We start from the raw sequence: 23239 nt of genomic DNA on the forward strand, positions 1-23239 counted from the left end.
AATCACATTATGAAGTTACCCATCATAGCCTTATTAACAGGGCTTTTATTGTCAGCAAATGCTTATGCGTTAACCCTACAGCAAGCAAAAAGCCAAGGCTTCGTTGGTGAGCAAACCAATGGCTATTTAGGCCTAGTCGTCAATGATAAAGCTGCAAAACAGTTAATGTTAGACGTTAACGCAAAACGTAAACAACATTATCAAAAAATAGCTAAAAAAAATAAGCTCTCAACCACTGATGTTGCCAATAGAGCGGCTAAAAAAGCGATTGCCGCGGCGGATAAAAATCATTTTATTCAAAATTCATCCGGGAAATGGCTGCAGAAATAAGCGACTTTTGAGTGCTCTTCCACCTTAAAATGTAAATGTCATCATTTTTTATCATCAATTTAGTTTACTTAAACTAGGTTAAAAATTGATGGCATTATATATTTCACTTTATGCCATAACACCCACCCTTTACGATATGTGGCATATAAGCGCTTGTTGTTATTAACCTTTATCACCTCGCTTTTTGCTTTCATTCGCAATACTCATTCTTAAGTTAATTTTCTCTTTTTATTATTGATAAATTTGCCATTAAATTGTACAAATTTTAGGTGTCCTTATAGCGCTTGTGGGTATTTTATTCGTAAAACAAAAGTGTTATATTTGTGAGGTAAGTCATTTTTTTGTCTGGTGTCATTTTTACATCAGACGTATATACCTTTGAGAATATGAACAAGATTTTATCTGCCATTGCAGCACTTATAATACTAATAAACCCTGTTCAGGCTAAACCTGTCGTTAACGTGGGCGGTTACTTGTTTGCCCCTTATGTGAATATCTCTGAGGCCGGCATGTTTCAAGGGTTTACCATTGATTTAATCGCAGCGTTCAATGAACTTCAATCAGAAGTCGACTTCCAATTTGTTAATACCAGCATTGAAAATCGCTACCAAGCATATGACATTGGTCGTTTCGATATGATGATTTTTGAAAGCCCTATTTGGGGTTGGCAAAACTTTGACACCACCTTTATCCCACTTGATATTGTCGACGGTGAAGTGTTTATCACCCTTAGAGATAATGACAAAAACCAAGAATATTTTTCATCTTTTAAAGATAAATCATTAAGCCTTGTGAGTGGCTATCATTATCAATTTGCAGACTGGAATACCGACAGCCAAGAGTTAGCACTCAATTTTGATATTCAGTTTGTTAATACCAACAAAGCATCAATAGAAAGTGTTCTCAAAGGTCGCGCCGATATAGCCCCTGTCACCCATTCATACCTTATGCATTATTTGCAAACTCACCCTGATGCACGCTCGCAATTGCTGATCTCAGAGAGATTGGATCAAGCTTACTCTCATAGCATCTTGCTCAAACCGAATTCTGTGGTTTCGGCAAGTCATGTGCAAAAGTGGTTTAATGAAATTCGCGATTCAGGAAGATTGAAACGTATTGCAGAAAAGTACAATGTAGAAATTTAATATGTTTTAGGCTTTAAAACATAAGTCAGCATCTTGAAGATACTGACTAAGAAATCTGTTAAACAATAGATGATGCTGAGCGCATCATCTATTAACTCTACAGCTAAATTACATGGTTACCATCGCCCAATATTCAAGGCGAGACTTTGGATCCAGTACCACTTTCTTACATAAATCTTTGTACTTACCCATTAATGGTCCTAAACCACTTGAGCCGCCAAGGCTGGCAATTTGTTGCTCTTTTGCAGTAGCAACTGCCGCTTCGACTTTCTCGGCAGGCATATATTGTCCAGCAATTTTTTCAGCTTCAAGACCTGAATCTTTAAGTCTGCCGCCAACGGCTTGCATCTGTGGTGCATCCATCCCCATGATCACACCAGATGCGATTTCGTAATACGCAGCGCATTGCACTAACTCGTTACTGAAAGCTTCTTCAGCTTTATCTTGTGCATAGCTATTGCTTGCTGCAGTAAGTAAAGCCACTGCAGCAGCTAATTGAAATCCTTTGTTTAACATGAAATATCCTTTATTCCTGATACTTAACTGATTACGACTTAAACCACAATCACCGTTAAATTGACTCAGCTTTATGGTTAGTAATTTATCTCTGTATGCAAAATGGCATTGGCATTTTGCTGTTGATAATAATCTAGGCGATGTTTTAAATGTTTTTTTACCGTGGCCCATTCACTATCGATGATCGAATACACCACAGTGTCTCGTACTGTGCCGTCTTTCAATAATTTATGGTTTCTCAGTACACCATCTTGCTTCGCACCCAAGCGCATAATGGCTTGTCTAGATGCTTGGTTATGCCAATGGGTTCTAAACTCCACGGCCATCACATCCAAGGTTTGAAATGCATAAGTGAGTATCAGTAATTTAGTCTCTGTATTCACCGCTGTACGCTGTGCTCTTTTGGCATACCAAGTGTAACCAATTTCTAAGCGACGATTGGGTTGATCCCAATTACAGATACGAGTACAACCAATGACTTCACCTGAAGTCTTTTCTCTGACCACAAATGCTAAAGCTTCACCATGACTCTCTTGCACTAAAGCCTTTTCCACATAAGCCTTCATATCATCTGGGTGAGGCACAGTGGTAAACCACAATTCCCACAAACTCCCATCTGTTGCAGCTAGACTTAACGCAGTCACATGCTCAAGTGTCAACGGTTCTAAAATGACATGCTCACCAATTAAGCAAGCGTCACTATTTACTTCTGCCATTATCTCTCCCGCCCAGTAGTTAACTTGCTCACATAAATACAGAATACATGATCTTAAGCAGAATAAAATCTCCTTTTTATACAATAAAACGATAACTGTATTAGCCACTGTTGTGCACTGAGTATTAGTTAGCCATATCAGGTGCTTTCGCTAACCAAATAAAAAGCCAATACTTTTCAGTATTGGCTTTGCACAGCGAGAGCTGCCGTTGAGTATTAATACAACAGTGTGCTTTTATTGATTAAAATCCAGCTGATAAACACTTGTCGTGCCACTCACTTCATTGCCAATAACTAACAATGGTTTGCCTGTCAGATTCATATCAGCACCGATAAACTTCATGCCTTCAGGCCCTAAGTCACCAGCAAGCTCAGGTTGACCTGAAATATCATCACCATCGATTTCAAAATCAATATCAAAATCTCGATTTATCACATAATCAATAAAGCTAACATCAAATGGGTTAGTAATATCGTAAACCATAAAACCACCCGTGCGCTCTAATCCGATGAAAGCATATTTTTTATCACCAATTTCTCCAATAGCTAACGCTTCAGGTTCTGGCCCTTTATCATCACTACGGCTATCGCCTTTGCTTTCTTCGTTATGATTGTTGAAGTTATCCCCAAAGATCGCCGCTGTAATGCGCTCGAACTGGCTAGCACTGTCAAAAACTTGTTGGCCATCATGGGTCCATATCGAAAAAGAACGTGCGCCATATGAGACGATTTTATCCATATCACCGTCGCCATCATCATCGCCCATGCTAGTGGTAATTTTTAAACGTCCTAGCTGAGTCTTATCTTGTGCTGTTAAAATTTGTGGATGGTTTGGGTCTAGCAGCAAGTCTTCAGCCCGCTCTTCTTCTGAAAAACCGTCATAATCACGTGCGTCACCTTCATTGGCTGTAACAATAAAGTCCTGATCACGCCATTGGTAACTTGCTATCGTATCTGGCTGATACATGCCGTAAACACCTTCGTATGCCGTGATGTTGATAGCATCATCTTTATCACTGGCATCGATTTCGTTACCCGCTTTTCCGTAATCTTTAAGACCAAGTGCATTAATCGCTTCAACCGTATTATCAGCCAAGTTAATCACTGCAATAGCATTGTTTTCTTGTAGGCTGACATAGGCATATTGGTTATCTTTAGAGACTGCAATATATTCAGGCTCAAGATCTTCAGAAACTGAAGCACCAGGGCCATTAAGTTTAATCAGGTCGCTTAATTCATCATGGCGTGCATTGCCTGCATCAAACTCGTTAAAGGTAATCAAGGTAGCAGTATCGGCAGGAATATTATCAACCATTTCGATAATTGAAATGCTGCCTTCGGGATCTACCGTGTAAGCATCGTTAGGCTCACCTTCATTGGCTATAATCACTTTGGTACCGTCATGGGTAAACACCACGTTATCGGGTAATGCACCTACGTTGACAGTTTTAATAAAACTTGGCGCATCAACATCAGATAATTGATAGAAGGCGATAACACCGTTCCCTTGCGTCGCATTGCCTGCATCATCAGCTCTTTCAACGGCAGCAGCTAAAAGGTCGCCATAAATACTGATGCTATTAACGCTACCTAGACCAGTTAATTCTGCATCAGTAGCAACATCTAAACTGTATACTTTTTCTAAGTTACTTAATGTAGAAGCCTCTGCTGCATCAACAGCTTGAGTCTCAACACTCTCAAGGCTAATAGCATCGACCATGCCACTTTGAGCATTGACCACAAACGCTAGATGACTTGCTACGTGATAATCAACAATTTCAGCAGCACTTTTCCCAAACACACCAGACTCGTAACGACCTATAAGTCCTAAAGATAAAGCGCCTTGCTGAGCATCACAGATAATCTGAGTTTGGGCAGAAATGATTTCGTCACTGTCTAAAATGCCATTTCCATTGGTATCAATGCCGGTATCGATTTGCTTTCCACCAAAAGGACAAATAGCATGACCAGAAGCTAACGAACTTGTCGTGAGTAACGAAGTTAGTCCATTAATACCATCACTACCTTTGCTGCCATCAGAGCCGTCGTCACCATCGCAGCCAGTTAATAGCATCATAGAAACAATAGCGGCTATGGGTAAAATATTGGTTTTCATCATCACTTTCCTGTTACGTACTTGTTATTAAAATTTCAGGTAAGCTACCCAAGTTCAATGACAATCACGCGACACTCTTGTTAAGCTATTGTTACATCCTATTTGGTTGATCCAGTAAAGATTTTGATACAAGTTCTTATTAAATAATTCCCATTAGCAAACACTAATCATGTTAAAATTCTTTATGGAATTTTCTTCGTTCCTCTTCTTTTGCCTTCACTCTTTTTTATTACTGAGGTATGTGTGAGCCCGTCTTCAAACACTCATTCAAATAGTACTGCACAAAACTCTCCGCATCTTGCCATGTTAATTCCAATGCTTGCGGCCATTGTTGCTATCACGCCATTAGCTATTGATATGTATTTACCAGCGATGTCAGCTATTGCAATAAGCTATGATGCCCACGTCACCACCGTACAACAGTCTTTAAGTATTTATTTAGCTGGGTATGCGCTTGGCATGCTGACATTCGGCCCACTTGCGGATCGTTTTGGTCGTAGGCCTTTGGTCATTTTCGGTCTCTGTGGTTTTACGCTAATTAGTTTATTTATCTCTTTTAGTAGCAGCATTGAAACATTTTTAGCCTTGAGGTTTATTCAAGCGTTTATTGGCGCCGCTGCAACTGTGGTTGTTCCTGGTTATATCAAAGAGGTTTATGGTGATAACACGGCTAAAGGCATGTCTTATGTCAGTTTAATCATGATGCTTGCCCCTTTATTAGCACCAACACTTGGCAGTTTAATTTTAGAGTTTGGTGAATGGCCGCTGATCTTTATAAGCCAAAGCTGCTACGCGATTGTATTGTTAATGCTGGTGTTGTTTAAACTTAAGATGCCAAGCGATAAGGCGAAAGACAGTCGCAGTACTCAGTCTTTTCTTAAGTCCTATAAAACCGTGTTAACTCGTCAGGGCGTCAAGGTTAATATCACTTGTGGCGTGCTCACATCGTTTGCTTTTTTCTGTTACTTAACAGCCTCTCCTTTCATATATATGGAAGTGTTCGGGTTAGATAAATCACTATTCGCGATTTTGTTTAGCACTAATGTTGGCGCGTTGATGCTCGCTAATATTGTCAATTCAAGGATTGTCGGTCGCTATGGTTCTAGCCGAATGTTGTTTGTGGCCACTGTGTTTGCAACGCTTTCAGCCACTGGGTTGTTGATCGTTAATATTATTGACCTAAGTTACCATTACACAGTGGCAATGCTCATTCCATTAATGGGCTGTTTAGGGATTATGTCAGTTAATGCTGATGCGATAGTATTGATGAAATTTAAAAAGGAAACTGGTACTGCTACTGCCGTGATTGGTACATTGCGCTTTGGGTTTGGCTCTCTTGCAGGGCCTTTACTAGCAGTGTTTTACACAGGTACTGCAGTGCCTTTTTCAGCAATGATGCTGATTTCAGTTATGTTAGTCATGGTCTGTTTGCTATTTCAGCGAACTCAACCAGCACATTAGAGTTTTATGAATAGAGTGATGCTATGTATCACTCTATTCAATAATGCCACTATCCCATTTTCATTATTAAATTGATCAATTCCTATTCCAGCTCTTTTAGCCAATATGTGCGTCCTCAAATGTTCTATTTGTACGTTCTATAACAAAAGTTATATTCAATAAACTGCAAATAACACTTAATTTAATGTGTTTTTCTGACTTATTAGTCATTATTAATCAATATTCATGAAATACACTCAAGTTTCTTAGTTAATTTCAAATTCACTCTTGTATCAAGTTCAAAATTAATTATGATGAACTCATCTTGTTTCACTTGGTGTTATCTCAATATCATATGAAAACAAGACAATTATCTAAGGCGGTTATCGACTGCAAAGATAAACGAGTTCGAATTACCATTCGAACCTACTTTTAGAACGATTACCGTCGTTGTAACAAGATACTGTTTACCCACAACGGTAACTTAAGAGGATTTAGCAATGGAAAAATTATCCGGCGCAAGCATGATAGTGCGCTCGTTAATAGACGAAGGCGTAAAACACATATTCGGCTACCCTGGTGGCTCAGTTCTTGATATCTACGATGCTCTTCATAAAATTGCAGGTGTAGAACATATCCTTGTAAGACATGAACAAGCTGCTGTCCACATGGCTGATGGCTATGCGCGCGCAACCGGTGATGTTGGCGTAGTACTAGTCACTTCAGGTCCTGGTGCAACCAATGCGATTACAGGTATTGCTACTGCATACATGGACTCTATCCCGATGGTGGTCTTGTCAGGCCAAGTACCCAGTAACCTAATTGGTAATGATGCATTCCAAGAATGTGACATGATTGGTATTTCTCGCCCGATTGTAAAACACAGCTTTTTAGTGAAAGATCCCCGTGAAATCCCTGAAATTATCAAAAAAGCCTTCTTTATTGCTGCAACTGGCCGCCCTGGACCTGTGGTTGTCGATTTACCAAAAGACTGCTTAAACCCTGAGCTTCTTCACGACTACGTTTACCCAGAATCAGTCAACATGCGTTCTTACAATCCAACGACATCAGGCCATAAGGGCCAAATCCGTCGTGGTTTACATGCATTATTAGCGGCTAAAAAACCTGTTTTATATGTAGGTGGTGGCGCGATTATCTCTGAGTGCGACCAGCAAATCCTGCAACTGGCAGAACGCTTAAATATTCCTGTGATTAACACATTAATGGGTTTAGGTGCATTCCCTGGCAGTCATCCGCAATTCTTAGGTATGCTTGGCATGCACGGCCGTTATGAAGCCAACATGGCAATGCATAACAGTGACCTTATTTTTGGTATCGGTGTGCGTTTTGATGACCGGACAACGAATAATGTCGAGAAGTACTGCCCTAACGCAACCATCTTACATATTGATATTGATCCGTCTTCGATATCAAAAACAGTCAGAGTAGATATCCCAATTGTTGGCTCTGCTGAAAACATTTTAGACAGCATGCTCAAGCTACTTGATGAGACTCAAAAAACCAATGACAGCGAAGCACTCAATGCATGGTGGACTGATATCAATCAATGGCGTGAACGTGATAGCTTGGCGTACGATAAAACCACCGATCGTATTAAGCCGCAGCAAGTGATCGAAGTACTGCATAAATTGACCGACGGTGATGCTTACGTCACATCTGATGTTGGCCAGCACCAAATGTTTGCTGCACTGTATTATCCATTTGATAAACCACGTCGCTGGATAAACTCTGGTGGCTTAGGCACCATGGGCTTTGGTTTACCTGCAGCCATGGGTGTTAAAATGGCAATGCCAGATGAAACCGTTGTTTGTGTAACTGGTGATGGTTCAATTCAAATGAACATTCAAGAGCTATCAACGGCACTGCAATATGATACCCCAGTGAAAATCATCAATTTGAATAACCGATTCCTAGGTATGGTAAAGCAGTGGCAAGACATGATTTATTCAGGTCGTCACTCTCATTCTTATATGGACTCAGTACCGAACTTTGCCAAGATTGCAGAAGCCTATGGCCATGTTGGCATGACTATCAGCGATCCTAATGAACTTGAGTCTAAGCTTGCAGAAGCATTAGCAATGAAAGACAAATTAGTCTTTGTTGATATCAGTGTTGATGAAACTGAGCACGTTTACCCAATGCTTATTCGTGGTGAGTCAATGAAAGATATGTGGTTAAGCAAAACGGAGAGAAGCTAATGCGTCGTATTATTTCTGTATTACTTGAAAACCAACCGGGCGCGTTATCTCGTGTTGTAGGTTTATTCTCTCAACGCGGTTATAACATCGAAAGTTTAACCGTAGCGCCAACAGAGGACACCACATTATCGCGTCTAAATATTACCGTTAATGCTGAAGCCAATGTTCATGAGCAAATCGAAAAGCAACTGCACAAGCTCATTGATATATTAAAAGTGTCCAATATCACTGAGAATGCACACATTGAACGTGAGTTGGCATTAGTTAAAGTTAAAGCTCAAGGCGAACTACGGGAAGAAGTAAAGCGCACTGCTGATATTTTCCGTGGCCAAATTGTCGATGTCACTTCAAGCCTTTATACCATTCAAATGGCGGGCACTAGCGATAAAATCGATGCATTTATCAGTGCATTAGCTGAGGTCACTAAAGTGATTGAGGTATCACGTTCGGGTGTTGTAGGTCTTGCGCGTGGTGATAAGGCCATGAAAGCATAAACCTTGTAAAAATTAACATTTACGGTGTATCGCTTTAATAGTGTTAAATCATGAACCGTAAAGGGAGCATTTGCTCCCTTTTTAATCCTTAGCCACAAACTCAGCTATCCTATACTTTATCCACTCTGCTATAATACTCTGCTTTTCAAAGTCGCAATGTTATCAACTAACATTGCAGACACTACTGACATTTTACCTGAGATAACACATGCCATTTTCCAAGCTTGGATTAAGCGAACCCATCACACTTGCTCTTAATGAGTTAGGCTACAGCGCGCCGACTCCAATTCAACAAAAAGCAATTCCAGTGGCCTTGTCGGGTAAAAATATCATTGCTGCAGCGCAAACAGGTACCGGTAAAACAGCTAGCTTTGTCTTGCCAATACTTGAACGTTTCAAAGAGCCTCGTAAAGTACGTGGTAAACGAGTTAAAGCGCTGGTACTTGCTCCAACTCGCGAACTAGTAGTACAAGTAGAGCAAAATATTCAGCAATACAGTAAGCATTTAACCATCAATTCAATGGTGTTGTACGGCGGCGTTGACAGTAAACAACAGAAACAGCGTCTCATTGAAGGCATTGATATACTCGTTGCCACACCCGGTCGTTTACTCGATTTGTACACCCAACGTGCAGTCCACTTTGACGAGCTAGAAGTGTTAGTGCTCGATGAAGCCGATCGCATGCTCGATATGGGCTTTATTGAAGACATTAATCGCATTATTGAGTTGTTACCTGACGAACGTCAGAACATGTTGTTTTCAGCCACTTTATCAAATCAAGTTCGCGCATTAGCAAAAACTGCAATGAAAACGCCGGTGCAGATTTCTGTTGAAACAGATGCCGACGCTAAGCCTAAAATTGATCAATGGTTAGTCACCGTTGATAAAGATAAAAAATCCGCTTTATTAAGTCATTTAATCCAAGAAAATGATTGGAAACAAGCGCTAATCTTTATTGAAACCAAGCATGGTGCAGCGAAACTTGTTACCCAATTAGAGAAACGAGGCATCATCGCAGAGTCTTTCCATAGTGGTAGAAGTCAGCCGATACGCGAGCAGATATTAGCGGACTTTAAAGCAGGTAAAATCACTTACTTAATTGCTACTGGTGTCGCTGCCCGTGGTATTGATATTGATGACTTACCATTAGTCATTAACTATGACTTACCATTTCCTGCTGACGATTATGTTCATCGTATTGGTCGTACAGGCCGTGCTGGCGCACAAGGTACTGCTGTCTCATTAGTGTCAAAAGATGACTTTAAAAACCTGTGCGCAATTGAGCGCCGTTTAGGCCATATTATTGAACGCAAAGAGGTTGAAGGTTTTGCGCCAAGAAAAGAAGTGCCTATTTCCATTTTAGATTTTGTACCTAAAAATCCAAAAGCGCCAAAGCCTAAAACAGATCAAGATAAGCCTAAGATGTCACGTGGTAAATCTGACAAACCAAAGAATAACCACTACAACAAAAATAAAGCTAAAAAATTCAACCAAGAAGAAGCAGCGAGTTCACCTTATGGCGCTAAAAGTACACAGCGCACTTCTGATGATCGCCGTTCACAAGGTTCATCCGAATCAAAACCTGCATCAGTCCCAAATGGTAGCGGCAGTGTGAACCCATGGAAACAGTAATCTAAATTCTAAAGCCTGCATTTCAAATTAATGATGCAGGCTTTTAGTTTTAGTTTTAGTTTTAGTTTTAGTTTTCTATTTTATTTTATTTCGCTTAGCATAAGTTCACTGCTTTATATTCACTCGCCATGGCGGATTTAAGCGGTTTTCTCCCGCCCAATACAGTTTGATTTTATTCCCTGACGGATCAAATAACACCGCTTCACGCCAAAGATAAGACTCATCAACAGGTAACTGTTCAAATATAATTCCTTGTTGTATTAACGCTTCAACCCACACATCTAAATCTTGGTGCTCAAAGTAGATCACGCTGGTATTTTCTCTCTTCTGTATAGAATCAGAACCTTGCAAAGACTCTCCACCCAAAAAAGACAAAGAGAATGTCGCCTCACCTTCAGGACAAGCAAATCGTGCATAATGATTACCTTTGGCTGCTGTGCTTACAATTTGTGTAAACCCCAAGGTTAGGTAAAACTCACAGGCTTTAGCCATATCATTAACAGGGATCGTGATTTGATTTAATCTCATAGTATTTATTCCAATTAGACAGTAATCTATAAATAGAAATTACGCTCACTCGGGATACCCGTAAAATACTCAACAAACTCTACTTCATGACCATTAGGATCGATGTAATACACGCTGTTGTAGTTCGCGTCTTTGCCGCCAATAATCGCTATTTCAAAACCTGCTGCAATCAGCCTTTGATTTAAGCTTGCTAAATCTGTCACCACATAGGCGAAATGAGCAAATCCTAAATCATAGCCTTCAACTGGGCGGATTTTTCCTTTGCCATTATCATTGAAAGAAAGGTAATTATAGTCATCGCCAAAATGAATCCATTTTCGCTGCACCCCATGCCATTCCCCCTCTCCACCACCTCTGACTTTCCAATGAGGAAATGCCGCTTGATAAAATTTAAGTGTTGTTTCTAAATCGTTTACGACTAAATTCAAATGTTCTAAGCGCATAATGACTTCCTGTTAATTGATTACTTTTAATTGATTACTTTTTATCTGGCACTTTTAAAAATATGAAAATCTCAGAGTTATTTGTTTTCCATTGTTTGACTAAATAGTTGCTGCGTTTTTTCAATGACATTTCTAATAGCTATTTGGGTTTGAACCTCTTTTTTGTTAAATAACTCAATGCCCAAGCCAACTGTGTTCGCTTGGATCAAAACAGCGCTTCTCTGATCCATTAAAGGCCGATTCACTGATATTGGTTTGCTCATACACAATCTCATTATCCCTTTTATCCTTGAGCCGCCAACCACTCTTTGGTTTCAATTTAGTGATGGGTTATATAAGATGAAGCCACTATAAAACCTCAACCTAAGTTGAGGTAAAGCCCAGATAGTCATTTTTTGTCATTTATTTTTGATATTTATGATTCATATGTATGAGGCTTAAACGAGATGATTAGTAACTGCTAAGGAGAAGCATGTTAAATGAAGCGGATCTAACCGTAGGTCAAGTCGCCAAACGTTGCGGCATTAAGGTGTCTAGTTTGCACTTTTACGAAACTAAAGGATTAATTAGCAGTTTACGTAATCAAGGGAATCAACGGCGATATCGCAGGGATGTCATTCGGCGAATATCTGTGATTAAAGCAGCACAAAAAATGGGGATCAGTTTACAGGAAATCAAGCATGCCCTTAGTCACTTACCCAATAATCGCACGCCAAACAAAGAAGATTGGGCTAAGTTATCACAAGCATGGCACGATAAACTCACTCAGCGTATTCATTATTTAACTGAGCTCAGAGACTCACTAAACGGATGTATTGGTTGCGGTTGTTTATCTATGACGAGTTGTCCAATTTACAACCCAGAAGATGCGCTAGGCATTGATGGCGTAGGCTCTGTCATCTTAGATAAAGCACTCATTCAAGATTAAACCTGTAATTATGTTGATTTGAAACCTAAAAAGCCCAACAAGGAAATAGATTCTCGTTGGGCAAAATAATCAGGGAAGATGTGAAACTTGTGCTATTTAAAATGCATGATGAGTGCATAGGGGAATTAAATAGCACGGATGAAACAATGTCTTACAAGGTTTGCTATCTCTCATCATCAACCTCTCATTGCAATGAGTAAGAGATAGCGTCGAAAGGTTAGCTTTCGATGGTATTGTTTACGTTAGCGCCGTTAATTTTAATCTTACGCGCTTTCAATGCTTCAGGAATTTCACGCACTAATTCAATATTTAAAAGGCCATTTTCTAAGCCTGCTCCCACGACATTTACGTGATCAGCTAATTGGAAAGTACGTTCAAATCCGCGTTCAGCAATACCTTGGTGTAAGTATTTACGCTCATCGTTTACGGCTGCAACTTTGCTGCCTTTGACTAATAACTTGTCGCCTTCGCTGGTGATATCAAGTTCGTCCATGGTGAAACCTGCAACAGCCATAGTAATGCTGTAACGATTCTCACCCAGTAATTCGATGTTGTATGGAGGGTAACCAGTGTTACCATTTTGCACTGCAGCGTGCTCAGCCATTTTAGCTAAACGATCGAAACCGATTGCACTGCGGTAAAGAGGAGTTAAATCTGGAGTTAAGTTAAATTTGCGCATGTTCATACCCTTGTCTAAAGCAATATGTGAAAATAAATATGCCATTATTGGCGTTTGTCATTACCCTTACGGCGTAATGGAAGTTAGTACCTCTATTGAGCGTGCCTAACTTATAACTAGATATGAGAACGATATTTTTGTTTTCAAGTAAATATCGGAAATTATTTTTATTTATTTTGAATTTATTTTTTATAACACAACAAATACAGTAACTTATGCTAAAAATAAATTTTATAAAAATGGCAACAAAAAAGGCAACCTTGCGATTGCCTTTCAGTTTTCTACACTAATTTATTCAAACTAAGCTTGAAAATTAATAGATACTACAGCCTAAACTACTCTTAGATTGCTTGAATTTAAGCTCTCCATTTGGCGCATAATCAGCAATATTTATCTGCTCATGCTGTTTAATGTAGTCATACAGTTCAATCGCATCAACATAGCCCGCTTCTAGAATATTAATCTTGGGATAGTTATCACCACCTGCTGCGCTAAAGCTTGGTATTGAGAAAGTATAGTTTTCATTAATGTCAAAAGGCTGATTATTAATTGTGTGTATTTCAACCTGCTGATCTCGGCACATCACCGTCATATCAATGCCATAAAACTGCGCGTAAGCGCCACTGGTCCGAGTATTAGTCGCCACTTTAGATAAATACTTAACTAACTTCTCACCAGACATTTCAGCAAAACCAATCGTATTTGAAAATGGCTGAACGGTTAATACATCACGGTATGCCACATCTCCGGCTTGAATTGATGCTCTAACGCCACCTGAGTTCATAATGCCAAAATCAGCACGCACTTTTTCACTGTGTACTTTCGCAATTAAGCGCCCTAAATTGGTTTGCTGCGCGCGAACCACTTTACGCTCACCTTGTAGTAAGCCATCTACTTTACCAATAATGACATCAAGCTCTGCGCTGCCTTTATCTTGATAAGGCTTAAGCGCCGCTTCAACATCTGCATTTCGCTCAATAGGCTCAGCAACTGGCCACGCTAGCTTTTTACCAAATGCCATACGCTTTAAGTTAATTGGGATTAATTGATAATCGACTAAATACAACTTGTCATTCACGTACTCAAAGTCTGCACGTCCTACATATCGCCCCCACTCATGAGCTTGCATAATGTAAGTTCCATTTTGCTTGTCAGGACGACACGAATCGCCAGGCATAAAACGCGTATCATACTCACTTTTACGCCCACTCATACACACGGGGTTTTGCGAATGGCCGCCAATAATAGCATCAAGATCACCCTCGTTTAGAGCTCTTGCCATAGTGACATCACCAGGGGCATTACTGCCAAATTCACCATTTTGATAATGGCCCATATGTGTTGTCGCAAACACTAAATCAATACTGTCGTCAGCATTAATTTGCGGTAACAGCTTTTGCATTTCTTCAATCGGGTTAGTAAAGATTAAAGATTCGGTATGAAGCGGATTCGTTAACTTTGGCGTATCGTCGGTGGTTAACCCCACAACAGCAATATTGATGTTACCGAGGTTAAACACTTTATAAGGCTCAAAATAACGCTCATTGGTGTCTTTACGATAAATATTCGCTGCAAGCATTGGGAAGTTTGCTAGTTCTGCTTGCTCATCCAAAACAGACAATGGGTTATCAAATTCGTGGTTACCGACTGCCATCGCATCATAACCAATCATATTCATACCAATAAAGTCTGGTACTGCTTTTTGTAAATCTGACTCTGGTACGCCTGTATTGATATCACCGCCAGAAAGCACCAATGTATGGCCCCCTTCTGCAGCCACCTGTTTACGGATATTATCAATCACAGTAAAGCGCGCAGCCATACCAGCTTCACCCGCTTTATTTTGCCAAAAACGGCCGTGGTTATCATTGGTATGTAATACGGTAAACTTTGTGCAATTATTATCTTCACAGGTTGGGCGTTGCTCGCAGCCACTTAAATTGAACAAACTGACACAAGCGACAACTAAACTAAGGCTCTGTGTTAATCGTTTTGTGTGCGGAATTTTTCTTATCATTATTCTATCCGTTTTTAACAGGGCGTAGACAAATTTAATCAATACGCAATAAAACTGTGTCACAAAAATGAGTGGCCATCTTAACAAAATACCAGCATTATATGTCATTTTTTTGAATTCAAAACCTTATAGAACAAGAGTTTATTCAATAATTTTGCAGCAATTGTCCTCATTAAAAAACAAGAGTTTTTTAATGATAGTGATAATGTATAAACAAAAAAGGCTTAGGGTGTAAGTTTATTAAACTTTCACCCTAAGCCTTTTATTTTATGATGGTTATTTAACCGAGCATATATCGTCTAAGCTCGAGTTATTATGCTATTTACAAAACAATTAGCGCATCAATTTAGACGAAATCCATGCACCAATTTCAGTTAACTGCTCAGGAATAACACTATGAGGCATTGGATAGGTTTTCCAAGTCGATGTATAGCCCGCTTTAGTGAGTGCATCAAAAGCCATTTTTCCGGCAAATAGTGGCACGACTTCATCTTGCTCACCATGATGTTGCAATAATTCTGTTTGTGCATTTGCTGAGTGTAAATCATCAGGTAAGCTTTCGCCGGCAGGTAAATAACACGATAACGCCATAATGCCAGCAAGTTTGTGCTCAAAACGTAAGCCACTAAATAAGCTCATGACACCGCCTTGACTAAACCCTGCCAGAATAATGTTTTCAGCGACAATACCTGCTTCTATTTGCTCATTAATCAGCGCTTTTACGGCTATTTCTGATGCGAGTACGCCATTAATGTCAGCACGATCATGTAAATCCATACTTTTAATGTCATACCAAGAACGCATGATATAGCCACCATTAATGGTCACCGCTTGTTCTGGCGCGTGAGGAAATACAAAACGAATACTATGATTTTGTGGCAAGCCTAATAATGGCACTACAGGGGCAAAGCCTGCTCCAGAGTCACCAAGGCCATGAAGCCAGATAACACATGCGGTTGCAGCTGTGGTCGGTTCAATAGTAATACGTTCAAGTGCTGTGCTTGCAGACGGCATAATCTAATCCTTTATTATTTATTGCCGCTATCTTAACTGAAAGAGTTTAACTCGTTAACCTATCAATAGAATTCTGTCCTTTCAGATAATCAAAAAGGTAGCCTAAGCTACCTTTTTGATTAACAGTGTTACTCAAATTGAATTATTGAGCACAACTCTTAACTTCTGAACCATTACGGTAGAAGTTTAATTGCCCTTCTACAGGCGCGTAATCTTCAGCTGAGATTTCTGGATTTGCTACAAAATACTCACGGAATACAGCAGCGTCTGTTAACTGAGTATCAATGTAGTTTTCATGTGTATTGATGACTGGATAATCATCGCCACCAGCAGCGCTAAAGTGGATCACTGAGAAAGTGTAGTTTTCAGCAGCATCAAACGAACGGCCACCTAAACTAGCAATATCAACAGTGCCTGCATCACAATTAACATCCATTGCAACATCATTTAATTGTGGGTAACCACCACCAGTTTTAACTGCAATATTAGCAAGATAATCTTCAACTTCAGCCCCTGTCATTGTGACGTAAGCAACGAAGTTTCCGAAAGGTTGTACAGTTAACACGTCACGGTAAGAGATATCACCTTCAGCAATAGATGCACGCACACCACCTGAGTTCATCACACCGAAATCAGCCGTCACGTTGAAGTTATTAGTAACAAACTCAGAATATGCCGTTGTTAATAAATTACCTAGGTTAGTTTGCTCAACACGAACAACCTCACGATCACCCTCTAACTTGCCATCTGTGTATGAGATAACCACATCAAGTAGCTCTTGGCCACGTTCTTGGTAAGGCTTAAGCATGTCATACACGGTTTGATTCTTTTCAATTTCTTCAGTAATGAAAACTAAATCACCGTTGTCATCTTTTTCTTTTAAATTGATAGGAATTAATGAGTAATTCGCAAGCGTTAACTCACCATCCATGTATTCAAAGTCAGCACGGCCAACATACTTGCCCCATTCGTGGGCTTGCATGATATAAGTGCCGTTTTGTTGATCTGGTTTACATTCTTCACCTGGGGCAAAGTCTGCGTAATCATCGCCTTCCATGCACACTGGATTTTGTGAATGACCACCAATAATCGCGTGTAATTGACCTTCTTCAACTGAGCGAGCCAACATCACATCGCCAGGTGCTTCAGTGCCGTGGTTGCCATCAGCATAGTGACCCATATGCGTTACAGCAAATACCATATCCACTTCTTCGTTAGCTTCGATTTCAGCTAATACTTTTGGTAGCTCAACTTGAGGATCTGTAAACTCTAAGTTTTCAACGTTTTCAGGGTTAACGATTTTAGGAGTATCTACTGTAGTGAAACCAATGATCGCCACTTTAAGACCGTTAATTTCGAATACACGGTATGGCTCAAAATAACGTTCTTCAGCATTTTTGTCGTAGATGTTTGCAGCAAGCATTGGGAAGTTAGCCAATGTAGATTGCATATCTAGCGTGCTTAATGGGTTATCAAACTCATGGTTACCGACAGCCATTGCGTCATAGCCAAGTAAGTTCATGCCAACAAAGTCAGGAATCGCTTCTTGCATATCAGATTCTGGTACACCCGTGTTGATATCACCGCCTGATAAAAGAATTGTTTCGTCGCCACGACCTTCAACTTCTGCGCGAATTTGGTCAATAACCGTTTTACGTGCAGCCATACCATACTCACCGTCGCTGTTTTCCCAAAAGCGACCGTGGTTATCATTGGTATGAATAACGGTAAAACTAGTACAAGCATCACCCGCAGCTTCACATGCTGTTTGGTCTTTATCATCGTCACTGCTACAACCTGATAAGGCTGCAAGTACAGCTGTTGCAACGAGTCCTTTGTATAACGTGTTTTTCATGATCTAACCCCTAATCAATATATTTTTATATTTACGAGCTACCCAGCTCTGCGCCGAATCGTAGCAAACACTGGACTGTTTTTATGTCACTTTAATTACAGTTTGTGATATTTAACCCAATAACAACAATAAGTTACACTACTGATTACAAACCATTTATAAACAATGGTTTTTACGCTACTTCTTCGTTATATCGAAAATGGAATCAATAAAAAGATAAGGGTGATAATCTGTTAATTTAAAATGACTTTGTGCAAAACAGTGCTTTGCCTGATTATCTTTTTAGTAAAACACCCCATAAAATTACTGCTCAACAAGGCCGAGATCACAGTTTGACTTTCAGCCGATTTGATATAGACCCAGTTTTACACGCCATAAAGCATCGAAAAAATAGAAAATTAATGACAATTTAATCCGCTTATTTTCGATAAATTAGTAATCTACACTTAATTTTTATTCTGAAGTCATAGGTGTGGGAATGGGATTGTTACAAAACGGACAATGGGTCGACCAATGGTATGCCACCAAAGAAAATGGCGGTAAATTTCAACGAGAAGATGCGCAGCTTCGCAACTGGATCACGCCTGATGGCAGCGCCGGATTATCTGGAAGTGCTGGCTTTAAAGCAGAGTCTGGCCGCTATCATTTATATGTATCATTAGCCTGCCCCTGGGCTCATCGAACCTTGATATTTAGGCAGCTAAAACAATTAACCGCGCATATTGGTGTCACTGTGGTTGAGCCACATATGCTTGCAAACGGTTGGGAATTTAAAGGCCCTAATCAATCAACAGATGCTTATGCTATTGATGGTGCTCAAGTTGATGAACTGTTTAATAAAGACTTTATGTATCAGGTATATCTGCAAGCAAAGCCCGATTATAGCGGCCGAGTGACTGTGCCAGTTTTATGGGATAAGCAGCAAAATACCATTGTGAGTAATGAGTCTTCAGAAATCATTAGAATGTTTAACTCAGTGTTTAATAAAGTAACTGGTAATACAGAAGACTACTATCCGTTAGAACTTCAATCAGAAATAGATTCTTTAAACGAGCTTATTTACCCCAACATCAATAACGGGGTTTACCGCTCAGGCTTTGCTACCACTCAAAAAGCCTATGAAGAAGCTGTAATGCCATTATTTGACACACTTGATACCTTAGAGGCTATATTGGCTAACAAGAGGTATTTACTTGGTAATCAAATCACTGAAGCTGATTGGCGATTATTTACAACGCTTATCCGTTTTGACTGCGTGTATGTGGGACATTTTAAAACCAACTTACGTACGATTGAATCTTATCCAAACCTGTCGGGATATTTACGAGACTTATATCAACAACCAGGGATTGCCGACACCGTGAATTTTGAGCACATAAAACAGCATTATTACTTTAGCCATCAGCACATTAATCCAACTCAAGTAGTACCAGAAGGGCCGATTATCGATTACATGCGTCCACACAATCGCTCAGAACTTTAGAAACTCGAGTCTAGGGGAATTCTTTTACTCATTAGTATGAGTTATCGGTTGTGGCTTGTGGCTTGTGGCTTGTGAACAATAAATGATTGAGCATGGATATCGCACCAGCAGAGACTTTACTCTGGTGCGATACCCAGAATTTCAATCACTTCATAAAACTGTTGATTGTTATCCAACTGCAAACTCCAGCGAACCGCACCAGCATCTGCAATCAGTAATAATCTATCTGCAATACACTTCATATCATCCACCATTGCAGTTAAGACAATACTGTTCACGTTAAGGCGGCATTGCACTTCAAATGGTGTCACGACTAACTTGCCTTGTGAAAATTCAATAATCATTAATACATTTCCGATTTAGCCAAACTGAAAACAAAAATCCCAAGTGAGGTTCACTTGGGATTATAGAAAGCTTATAGCACTAAACTATTCACACTTAACAATTGATGTTAATCAATATTAGTGTTGATGACCGCCTTCACCATGTGAATGGCCGTGTGCGATTTCTTCATCAGTTGCTTCACGAACATCAACGACTTCAATATCAAAAGTCAGTTCACGGCCTGATAAAGGATGGTTAGTATCGATAGTTGCCATGAACTTACCAACTTTAACCACTGTCACTTGGCGTTGACCTTGTTCGGTATTAACAATAGCTGGCATGCCAGCTTTCCAGACTTTAGCACCTTGCAAATGTTTTACCGAAACGCGCTGCTCTGCCACTTCCATACGTTCGCCATAAGTGTCTGCTGCAGGAGGCGTTGCACTGAATTTAGCCCCAGCTTCTTTACCTGTTATTGCATCTTCAATACCTGGCATCATGTTGTCATGGCCATGTAAGTAAGCAATTGGCGATCCGCCTTCGTTAGTTTCAATCACTTCGCCTTTCTCATCGCGAAGTGTGTAGTTGAAACGTACAACCATATTATCTTGAGCTGTCATCGAATGTCCTTAATTTACTTCGATTTCTATCATTGCCGCAGCTTAACAAATCGATTACCAAGCTGCCAGCAAAAAGCAGAACCTAATTACGTTCTGCTAATACTGAGTGATGAGCAAAAGGAAATGACACTCTCTTATCCCTACTATGATGTCATCACTCACTTTAAAGCTTATTGACTCAACGTCATACCGAGTGCTTCAAAGGTTTTTTCATCAGGGAAACCGTCGGCAACCAAGTTTTTACTGCGCTGAAATGCTTGTACACCTGCAATGGAGTTACGCCCTAACACGCCGTCAGGTTTACCGACATCAAAGCCTAATTCATTAAGCTTTGCTTGCATGACTTTAATGTCACTGCGATTAAACATGCCATGTTCAGGCGCACTGACTGCAAGCGGCGCAGCGCCATTAATTCGGTCAGCTAAATGGCCGACAGCAATGGCGTAAAACTCTGAACGATTCCAGCGCATAATGACATCAAAATTGTCGTAACCTAAAAATGCTGGCCCAGTGTGACCAGATGGCACATATAAAGATGCTGTCATATCAGGTGTTGATAACGCTTTACCGCTAGTTTGAGTAATATTAAGCTCAGCCCACTGAGTTAACGGTTGAGGGTGTTTACGGCCTAAATATTGATAGTCATAGTTTTCAGGTAAGCTAACTTCACGTCCCCAACGTTCATTGGCTTTCCAGCCAAGTTGTTGTAAAAAATTAGCCGCTGAAGTTAGCGCATCAGCAGTGCTATTCCATAAATCGACTTTGCCATCGCCGTCGCCATCAACCGCATACTTAGCGTAATTGGTTGGCATAAACTGGGTGTGCCCCATTGCGCCAGCCCATGACCCCACCATAGTGGCATCATCAAAGTTATACTTTTCTTTCAGCTTTAATGCTTGCATTAACTCATTGGTGAAATAGTCACTGCGTCTTGGGTCGCACGCCAATGTCGCTAAAGAGTTGAGCACCGACATTTTGCCTTTATAGCCACCAAAGTTGGTTTCTAATCCCCAGAACGAAATAATATATTGACCAGGTACGCCGTACTTTGTAGTTAACTCGTTAAGCAACTCGCGATTTTCAGCAAGTAAGCGTCGGCCTTCTTTAACGCGCCAATCTGTCACGCGTTTATTAAAATAATTACCAAAAGTTTGACTAAATTCAGGTTGCTGATTATCAAGCTCTATAACCCGAGGAATAAATTTAAGGTTTGCGACGCTGGTATTAATGGTTTGTTCAGACAAACCTTCACTGCGTGCTTTGACTTTAAGGTTATCAACACATTGAGCAAAATTGTCAGGCGCTGCGATAGATTGAAGACTAACAAAGCAACTCGAAAGTAAAATCACTGACTTAAAAACAGGAGAAAATTTAAAACGCACCATAAATGAATACTTCTACAAATAATGACTGTTCACATCGTGACTGATAGCGATTCAGGAAACAAGAGCCTTTAAGTCTTAAATATTGAAATTTTGTGTTTATCTGGTTAATTTCAGTTCATCTTGAAATTGATATTGTCACATTCGCGTAATAGTGTTTTGTATTGTTTAGAGTTACCGTATAATCGACCCGTTAATTGAATTCATCAAAGAGACTAATCATGATTGAACAAACCCCTGCTGTTGCAAGCTTTATTGAGAACGTTAAAGAACATCAAGTCCTATGGGGCTTAGCGGATGAAACGGGCGAAGGTTGGGTTGTATGTGACTCTTCTGAATTCGAAGAAACTGATGTTATGCCTTTATGGTCAACAGAATCTGCAGCATCAAGCCATTGCACTGAAGAGTGGGCTGAGTACAAAGCAGTTAAAATTAGCCTAAATGAATTTTTAGAATACTGGGTTGGCGATTTAAACGAAGACGGCGTATTAGTCGGATTAGACTGGATTGCTGATCAAGAATGTATTGAAGTTGACCCAATCGTACTAGCAAAAGAATTAGTTGACGTAGAAGCGGAATAATCGCTGCTCATCAAGTTGCGACAGCATATAGTTGCTACTACATAAAGCTGCTAGAACATTCGTGAAATATAACGAATTTCAGCAGCTTTTTTATTGAACCTCTTTTACCAATAGGTCTGCTGTGAACCATTTACCGCCTTTAGTTGAAATCCCTTTTGATTTACGCCATCAATGTTGGTTTTGTGCTGAACCGTCTAATGACGTTTTTAGTTTTTACGCTAAACCGAGTACACCGCACCCTTCCCTGACGGTTCCTGCTTGCAGTGAATGTGCCCGCTTAGCGAAAAAGAATCCGCTAACATCGATTTGGGATTGCCGCGACGGCGTAAAAGATGAGCTAATGAAGATTTACCATAAAGATTTAGCCATCGGGATTAACTGGACTGAAGAAGAACTAGAAGAGTCAGGCTTTGATTGTCGTATTCTTTCAGGCTTTAAAGAAAGTGCATGGATGATGTACAACATAGCTAAAGGCCGTATTAACGCAAAAGGATGGCCATTGGTACTCAATGCAGTGGATATCGAACAAGGCTACAGCGGTCAATTTGAATTTGATGGCTTAACCTTTAACTCCCTCACTAAAGCAATAAACCATTATTGCGATACGTTAATGCTTAACAAACATCTATTAAGCGAATTATTAACCATTGTTGGCAAAGACAAGTTTGCCTATGCCATTAGGTTATGCCGAATGAATATTGGCATCACCAAAGAACATCAAAAACTCCTGCTACAGCAAGTGAAAGAAGAGTTTGAGCAATAGGCAAAGCTATGGAC

23 protein-coding genes are annotated in these 23239 nt (G+C 40.0%); 10 read left to right on the forward strand and 13 right to left on the reverse strand.

Features of this window, described 5'->3' with window-relative positions; all coding sequences use genetic code 11:
* The first annotated feature begins 9 nt into the window (after nucleotides 1-9).
* Together LMH66_RS06690 and LMH66_RS06695 are read left to right on the forward strand one after the other, a co-directional pair.
* Nucleotides 10-330 carry a YdbL family protein gene (locus tag LMH66_RS06690; protein WP_229369011.1) on the forward strand — a complete coding sequence of 107 codons (321 nt, stop codon included), beginning with the start codon at nucleotides 10-12 and terminating at the stop codon, nucleotides 328-330.
* A gap of 386 nt (nucleotides 331-716) precedes the next feature.
* Nucleotides 717-1475, forward strand: a complete 759-nt coding sequence (locus LMH66_RS06695) for a substrate-binding periplasmic protein (protein WP_102528171.1) — start codon at nucleotides 717-719, stop codon at nucleotides 1473-1475.
* Between the two features lie 108 nt (nucleotides 1476-1583).
* On the opposite strand, the gene LMH66_RS06700 is transcribed toward LMH66_RS06695, so the two are convergent.
* The 3 genes from LMH66_RS06700 to LMH66_RS06710 all read right to left on the reverse strand — a co-directional run bounded on the left by LMH66_RS06700 (nucleotide 1584) and on the right by LMH66_RS06710 (nucleotide 4822).
* The gene (locus LMH66_RS06700; protein ID WP_229369012.1) at nucleotides 1584-1991 is read right to left on the reverse strand and encodes a hypothetical protein; all 408 of its coding nucleotides are present in this window, start codon (nucleotides 1989-1991) and stop codon (nucleotides 1584-1586) included.
* A 77-nt stretch (nucleotides 1992-2068) separates the two neighbouring features.
* The gene (locus LMH66_RS06705) at nucleotides 2069-2707 is read right to left on the reverse strand and encodes a GNAT family N-acetyltransferase (RefSeq protein WP_102528173.1); all 639 of its coding nucleotides are present in this window, start codon (nucleotides 2705-2707) and stop codon (nucleotides 2069-2071) included.
* Between the two features lie 234 nt (nucleotides 2708-2941).
* On the reverse strand, nucleotides 2942-4822 hold the full coding sequence (locus tag LMH66_RS06710) for a choice-of-anchor I family protein (protein ID WP_229369013.1): 1881 nt from the start codon (nucleotides 4820-4822) through the stop codon (nucleotides 2942-2944).
* 303 nt (nucleotides 4823-5125) lie between these two features.
* On the opposite strand from LMH66_RS06710, the gene LMH66_RS06715 reads away from it, so the two are divergent.
* From LMH66_RS06715 to LMH66_RS06730, 4 genes are all read left to right on the forward strand, one after another.
* Nucleotides 5126-6283 (forward strand): multidrug effflux MFS transporter, encoded by a 1158-nt coding sequence (locus tag LMH66_RS06715; RefSeq protein WP_229369103.1) that lies wholly within the window; start codon nucleotides 5126-5128, stop codon nucleotides 6281-6283.
* Nucleotides 6284-6762: 479 nt separating this feature from the next.
* A complete protein-coding gene (locus tag LMH66_RS06720; RefSeq protein WP_229369014.1) occupies nucleotides 6763-8481 on the forward strand; it encodes an acetolactate synthase 3 large subunit in 1719 nt (572 codons plus the stop codon).
* Nucleotides 8481-8975 (forward strand): acetolactate synthase small subunit, encoded by a 495-nt coding sequence (gene ilvN, locus LMH66_RS06725; RefSeq protein WP_102528176.1) that lies wholly within the window; start codon nucleotides 8481-8483, stop codon nucleotides 8973-8975. The genes LMH66_RS06720 and ilvN overlap by 1 nt, the downstream gene beginning before the upstream one ends.
* A gap of 208 nt (nucleotides 8976-9183) precedes the next feature.
* On the forward strand, nucleotides 9184-10608 hold the full coding sequence (locus tag LMH66_RS06730) for a DEAD/DEAH box helicase (RefSeq protein ID WP_229369015.1): 1425 nt from the start codon (nucleotides 9184-9186) through the stop codon (nucleotides 10606-10608).
* A 105-nt stretch (nucleotides 10609-10713) separates the two neighbouring features.
* On the opposite strand, the gene LMH66_RS06735 is transcribed toward LMH66_RS06730, so the two are convergent.
* From LMH66_RS06735 to LMH66_RS06745, 3 genes are all read right to left on the reverse strand, one after another.
* Complete coding sequence (locus LMH66_RS06735; RefSeq protein WP_229369016.1) at nucleotides 10714-11136, reverse strand: VOC family protein; 423 nt, start codon at nucleotides 11134-11136, stop codon at nucleotides 10714-10716.
* 26 nt (nucleotides 11137-11162) lie between these two features.
* Nucleotides 11163-11582, reverse strand: coding sequence for a VOC family protein (locus LMH66_RS06740; RefSeq protein ID WP_229369104.1), 420 nt, complete (start codon nucleotides 11580-11582; stop codon nucleotides 11163-11165).
* Between the two features lie 74 nt (nucleotides 11583-11656).
* Nucleotides 11657-11842, reverse strand: coding sequence for a hypothetical protein (locus LMH66_RS06745; protein ID WP_229369017.1), 186 nt, complete (start codon nucleotides 11840-11842; stop codon nucleotides 11657-11659).
* Between the two features lie 209 nt (nucleotides 11843-12051).
* Between LMH66_RS06745 and soxR the strand changes: the two genes are divergently transcribed.
* On the forward strand, nucleotides 12052-12507 hold the full coding sequence (gene soxR / locus LMH66_RS06750) for a redox-sensitive transcriptional activator SoxR (RefSeq protein WP_283108322.1): 456 nt from the start codon (nucleotides 12052-12054) through the stop codon (nucleotides 12505-12507).
* A 217-nt stretch (nucleotides 12508-12724) separates the two neighbouring features.
* On the opposite strand, the gene LMH66_RS06755 is transcribed toward soxR, so the two are convergent.
* The 4 genes from LMH66_RS06755 to ushA (LMH66_RS06770) all read right to left on the reverse strand — a co-directional run bounded on the left by LMH66_RS06755 (nucleotide 12725) and on the right by ushA (LMH66_RS06770) (nucleotide 18072).
* A complete protein-coding gene (locus LMH66_RS06755) occupies nucleotides 12725-13186 on the reverse strand; it encodes an Hsp20 family protein (protein ID WP_102527971.1) in 462 nt (153 codons plus the stop codon).
* Between the two features lie 313 nt (nucleotides 13187-13499).
* Complete coding sequence (ushA, locus tag LMH66_RS06760; protein WP_229369018.1) at nucleotides 13500-15203, reverse strand: bifunctional UDP-sugar hydrolase/5'-nucleotidase UshA; 1704 nt, start codon at nucleotides 15201-15203, stop codon at nucleotides 13500-13502.
* A gap of 333 nt (nucleotides 15204-15536) precedes the next feature.
* Nucleotides 15537-16217 carry an alpha/beta hydrolase gene (locus LMH66_RS06765; RefSeq protein WP_229369019.1) on the reverse strand — a complete coding sequence of 227 codons (681 nt, stop codon included), beginning with the start codon at nucleotides 16215-16217 and terminating at the stop codon, nucleotides 15537-15539.
* Between the two features lie 142 nt (nucleotides 16218-16359).
* Complete coding sequence (gene ushA / locus LMH66_RS06770; RefSeq protein ID WP_229369020.1) at nucleotides 16360-18072, reverse strand: bifunctional UDP-sugar hydrolase/5'-nucleotidase UshA; 1713 nt, start codon at nucleotides 18070-18072, stop codon at nucleotides 16360-16362.
* Nucleotides 18073-18550: 478 nt separating this feature from the next.
* On the opposite strand from ushA (LMH66_RS06770), the gene LMH66_RS06775 reads away from it, so the two are divergent.
* Nucleotides 18551-19555, forward strand: a complete 1005-nt coding sequence (locus tag LMH66_RS06775; RefSeq protein ID WP_229369021.1) for a glutathione S-transferase family protein — start codon at nucleotides 18551-18553, stop codon at nucleotides 19553-19555.
* A gap of 116 nt (nucleotides 19556-19671) precedes the next feature.
* On the opposite strand, the gene LMH66_RS06780 is transcribed toward LMH66_RS06775, so the two are convergent.
* The 3 genes from LMH66_RS06780 to LMH66_RS06790 form a co-directional block, all read right to left on the reverse strand.
* Nucleotides 19672-19899, reverse strand: coding sequence for a DUF3389 family protein (locus tag LMH66_RS06780; RefSeq protein ID WP_102527935.1), 228 nt, complete (start codon nucleotides 19897-19899; stop codon nucleotides 19672-19674).
* A gap of 117 nt (nucleotides 19900-20016) precedes the next feature.
* Entirely contained in the window at nucleotides 20017-20499 is a 483-nt protein-coding gene (locus LMH66_RS06785; RefSeq protein WP_229369022.1) for an FKBP-type peptidyl-prolyl cis-trans isomerase, read from the reverse strand.
* A 170-nt stretch (nucleotides 20500-20669) separates the two neighbouring features.
* Entirely contained in the window at nucleotides 20670-21884 is a 1215-nt protein-coding gene (locus tag LMH66_RS06790; RefSeq protein ID WP_229369023.1) for a lytic murein transglycosylase, read from the reverse strand.
* 218 nt (nucleotides 21885-22102) lie between these two features.
* Here LMH66_RS06790 and LMH66_RS06795 point away from each other — a divergent pair, with 218 nt between their 5' ends.
* Together LMH66_RS06795 and LMH66_RS06800 are read left to right on the forward strand one after the other, a co-directional pair.
* On the forward strand, nucleotides 22103-22462 hold the full coding sequence (locus LMH66_RS06795) for a DUF2750 domain-containing protein (RefSeq protein WP_102527938.1): 360 nt from the start codon (nucleotides 22103-22105) through the stop codon (nucleotides 22460-22462).
* A 121-nt stretch (nucleotides 22463-22583) separates the two neighbouring features.
* A complete protein-coding gene (locus LMH66_RS06800) occupies nucleotides 22584-23225 on the forward strand; it encodes a hypothetical protein (RefSeq protein ID WP_102527939.1) in 642 nt (213 codons plus the stop codon).
* Nucleotides 23226-23239: the final 14 nt, after the last annotated feature.

It is taken from the genome of Shewanella sp. 10N.7 (assembly GCF_020806285.1).
GTDB classification, from domain to species: domain Bacteria; phylum Pseudomonadota; class Gammaproteobacteria; order Enterobacterales; family Shewanellaceae; genus Shewanella; species Shewanella electrodiphila.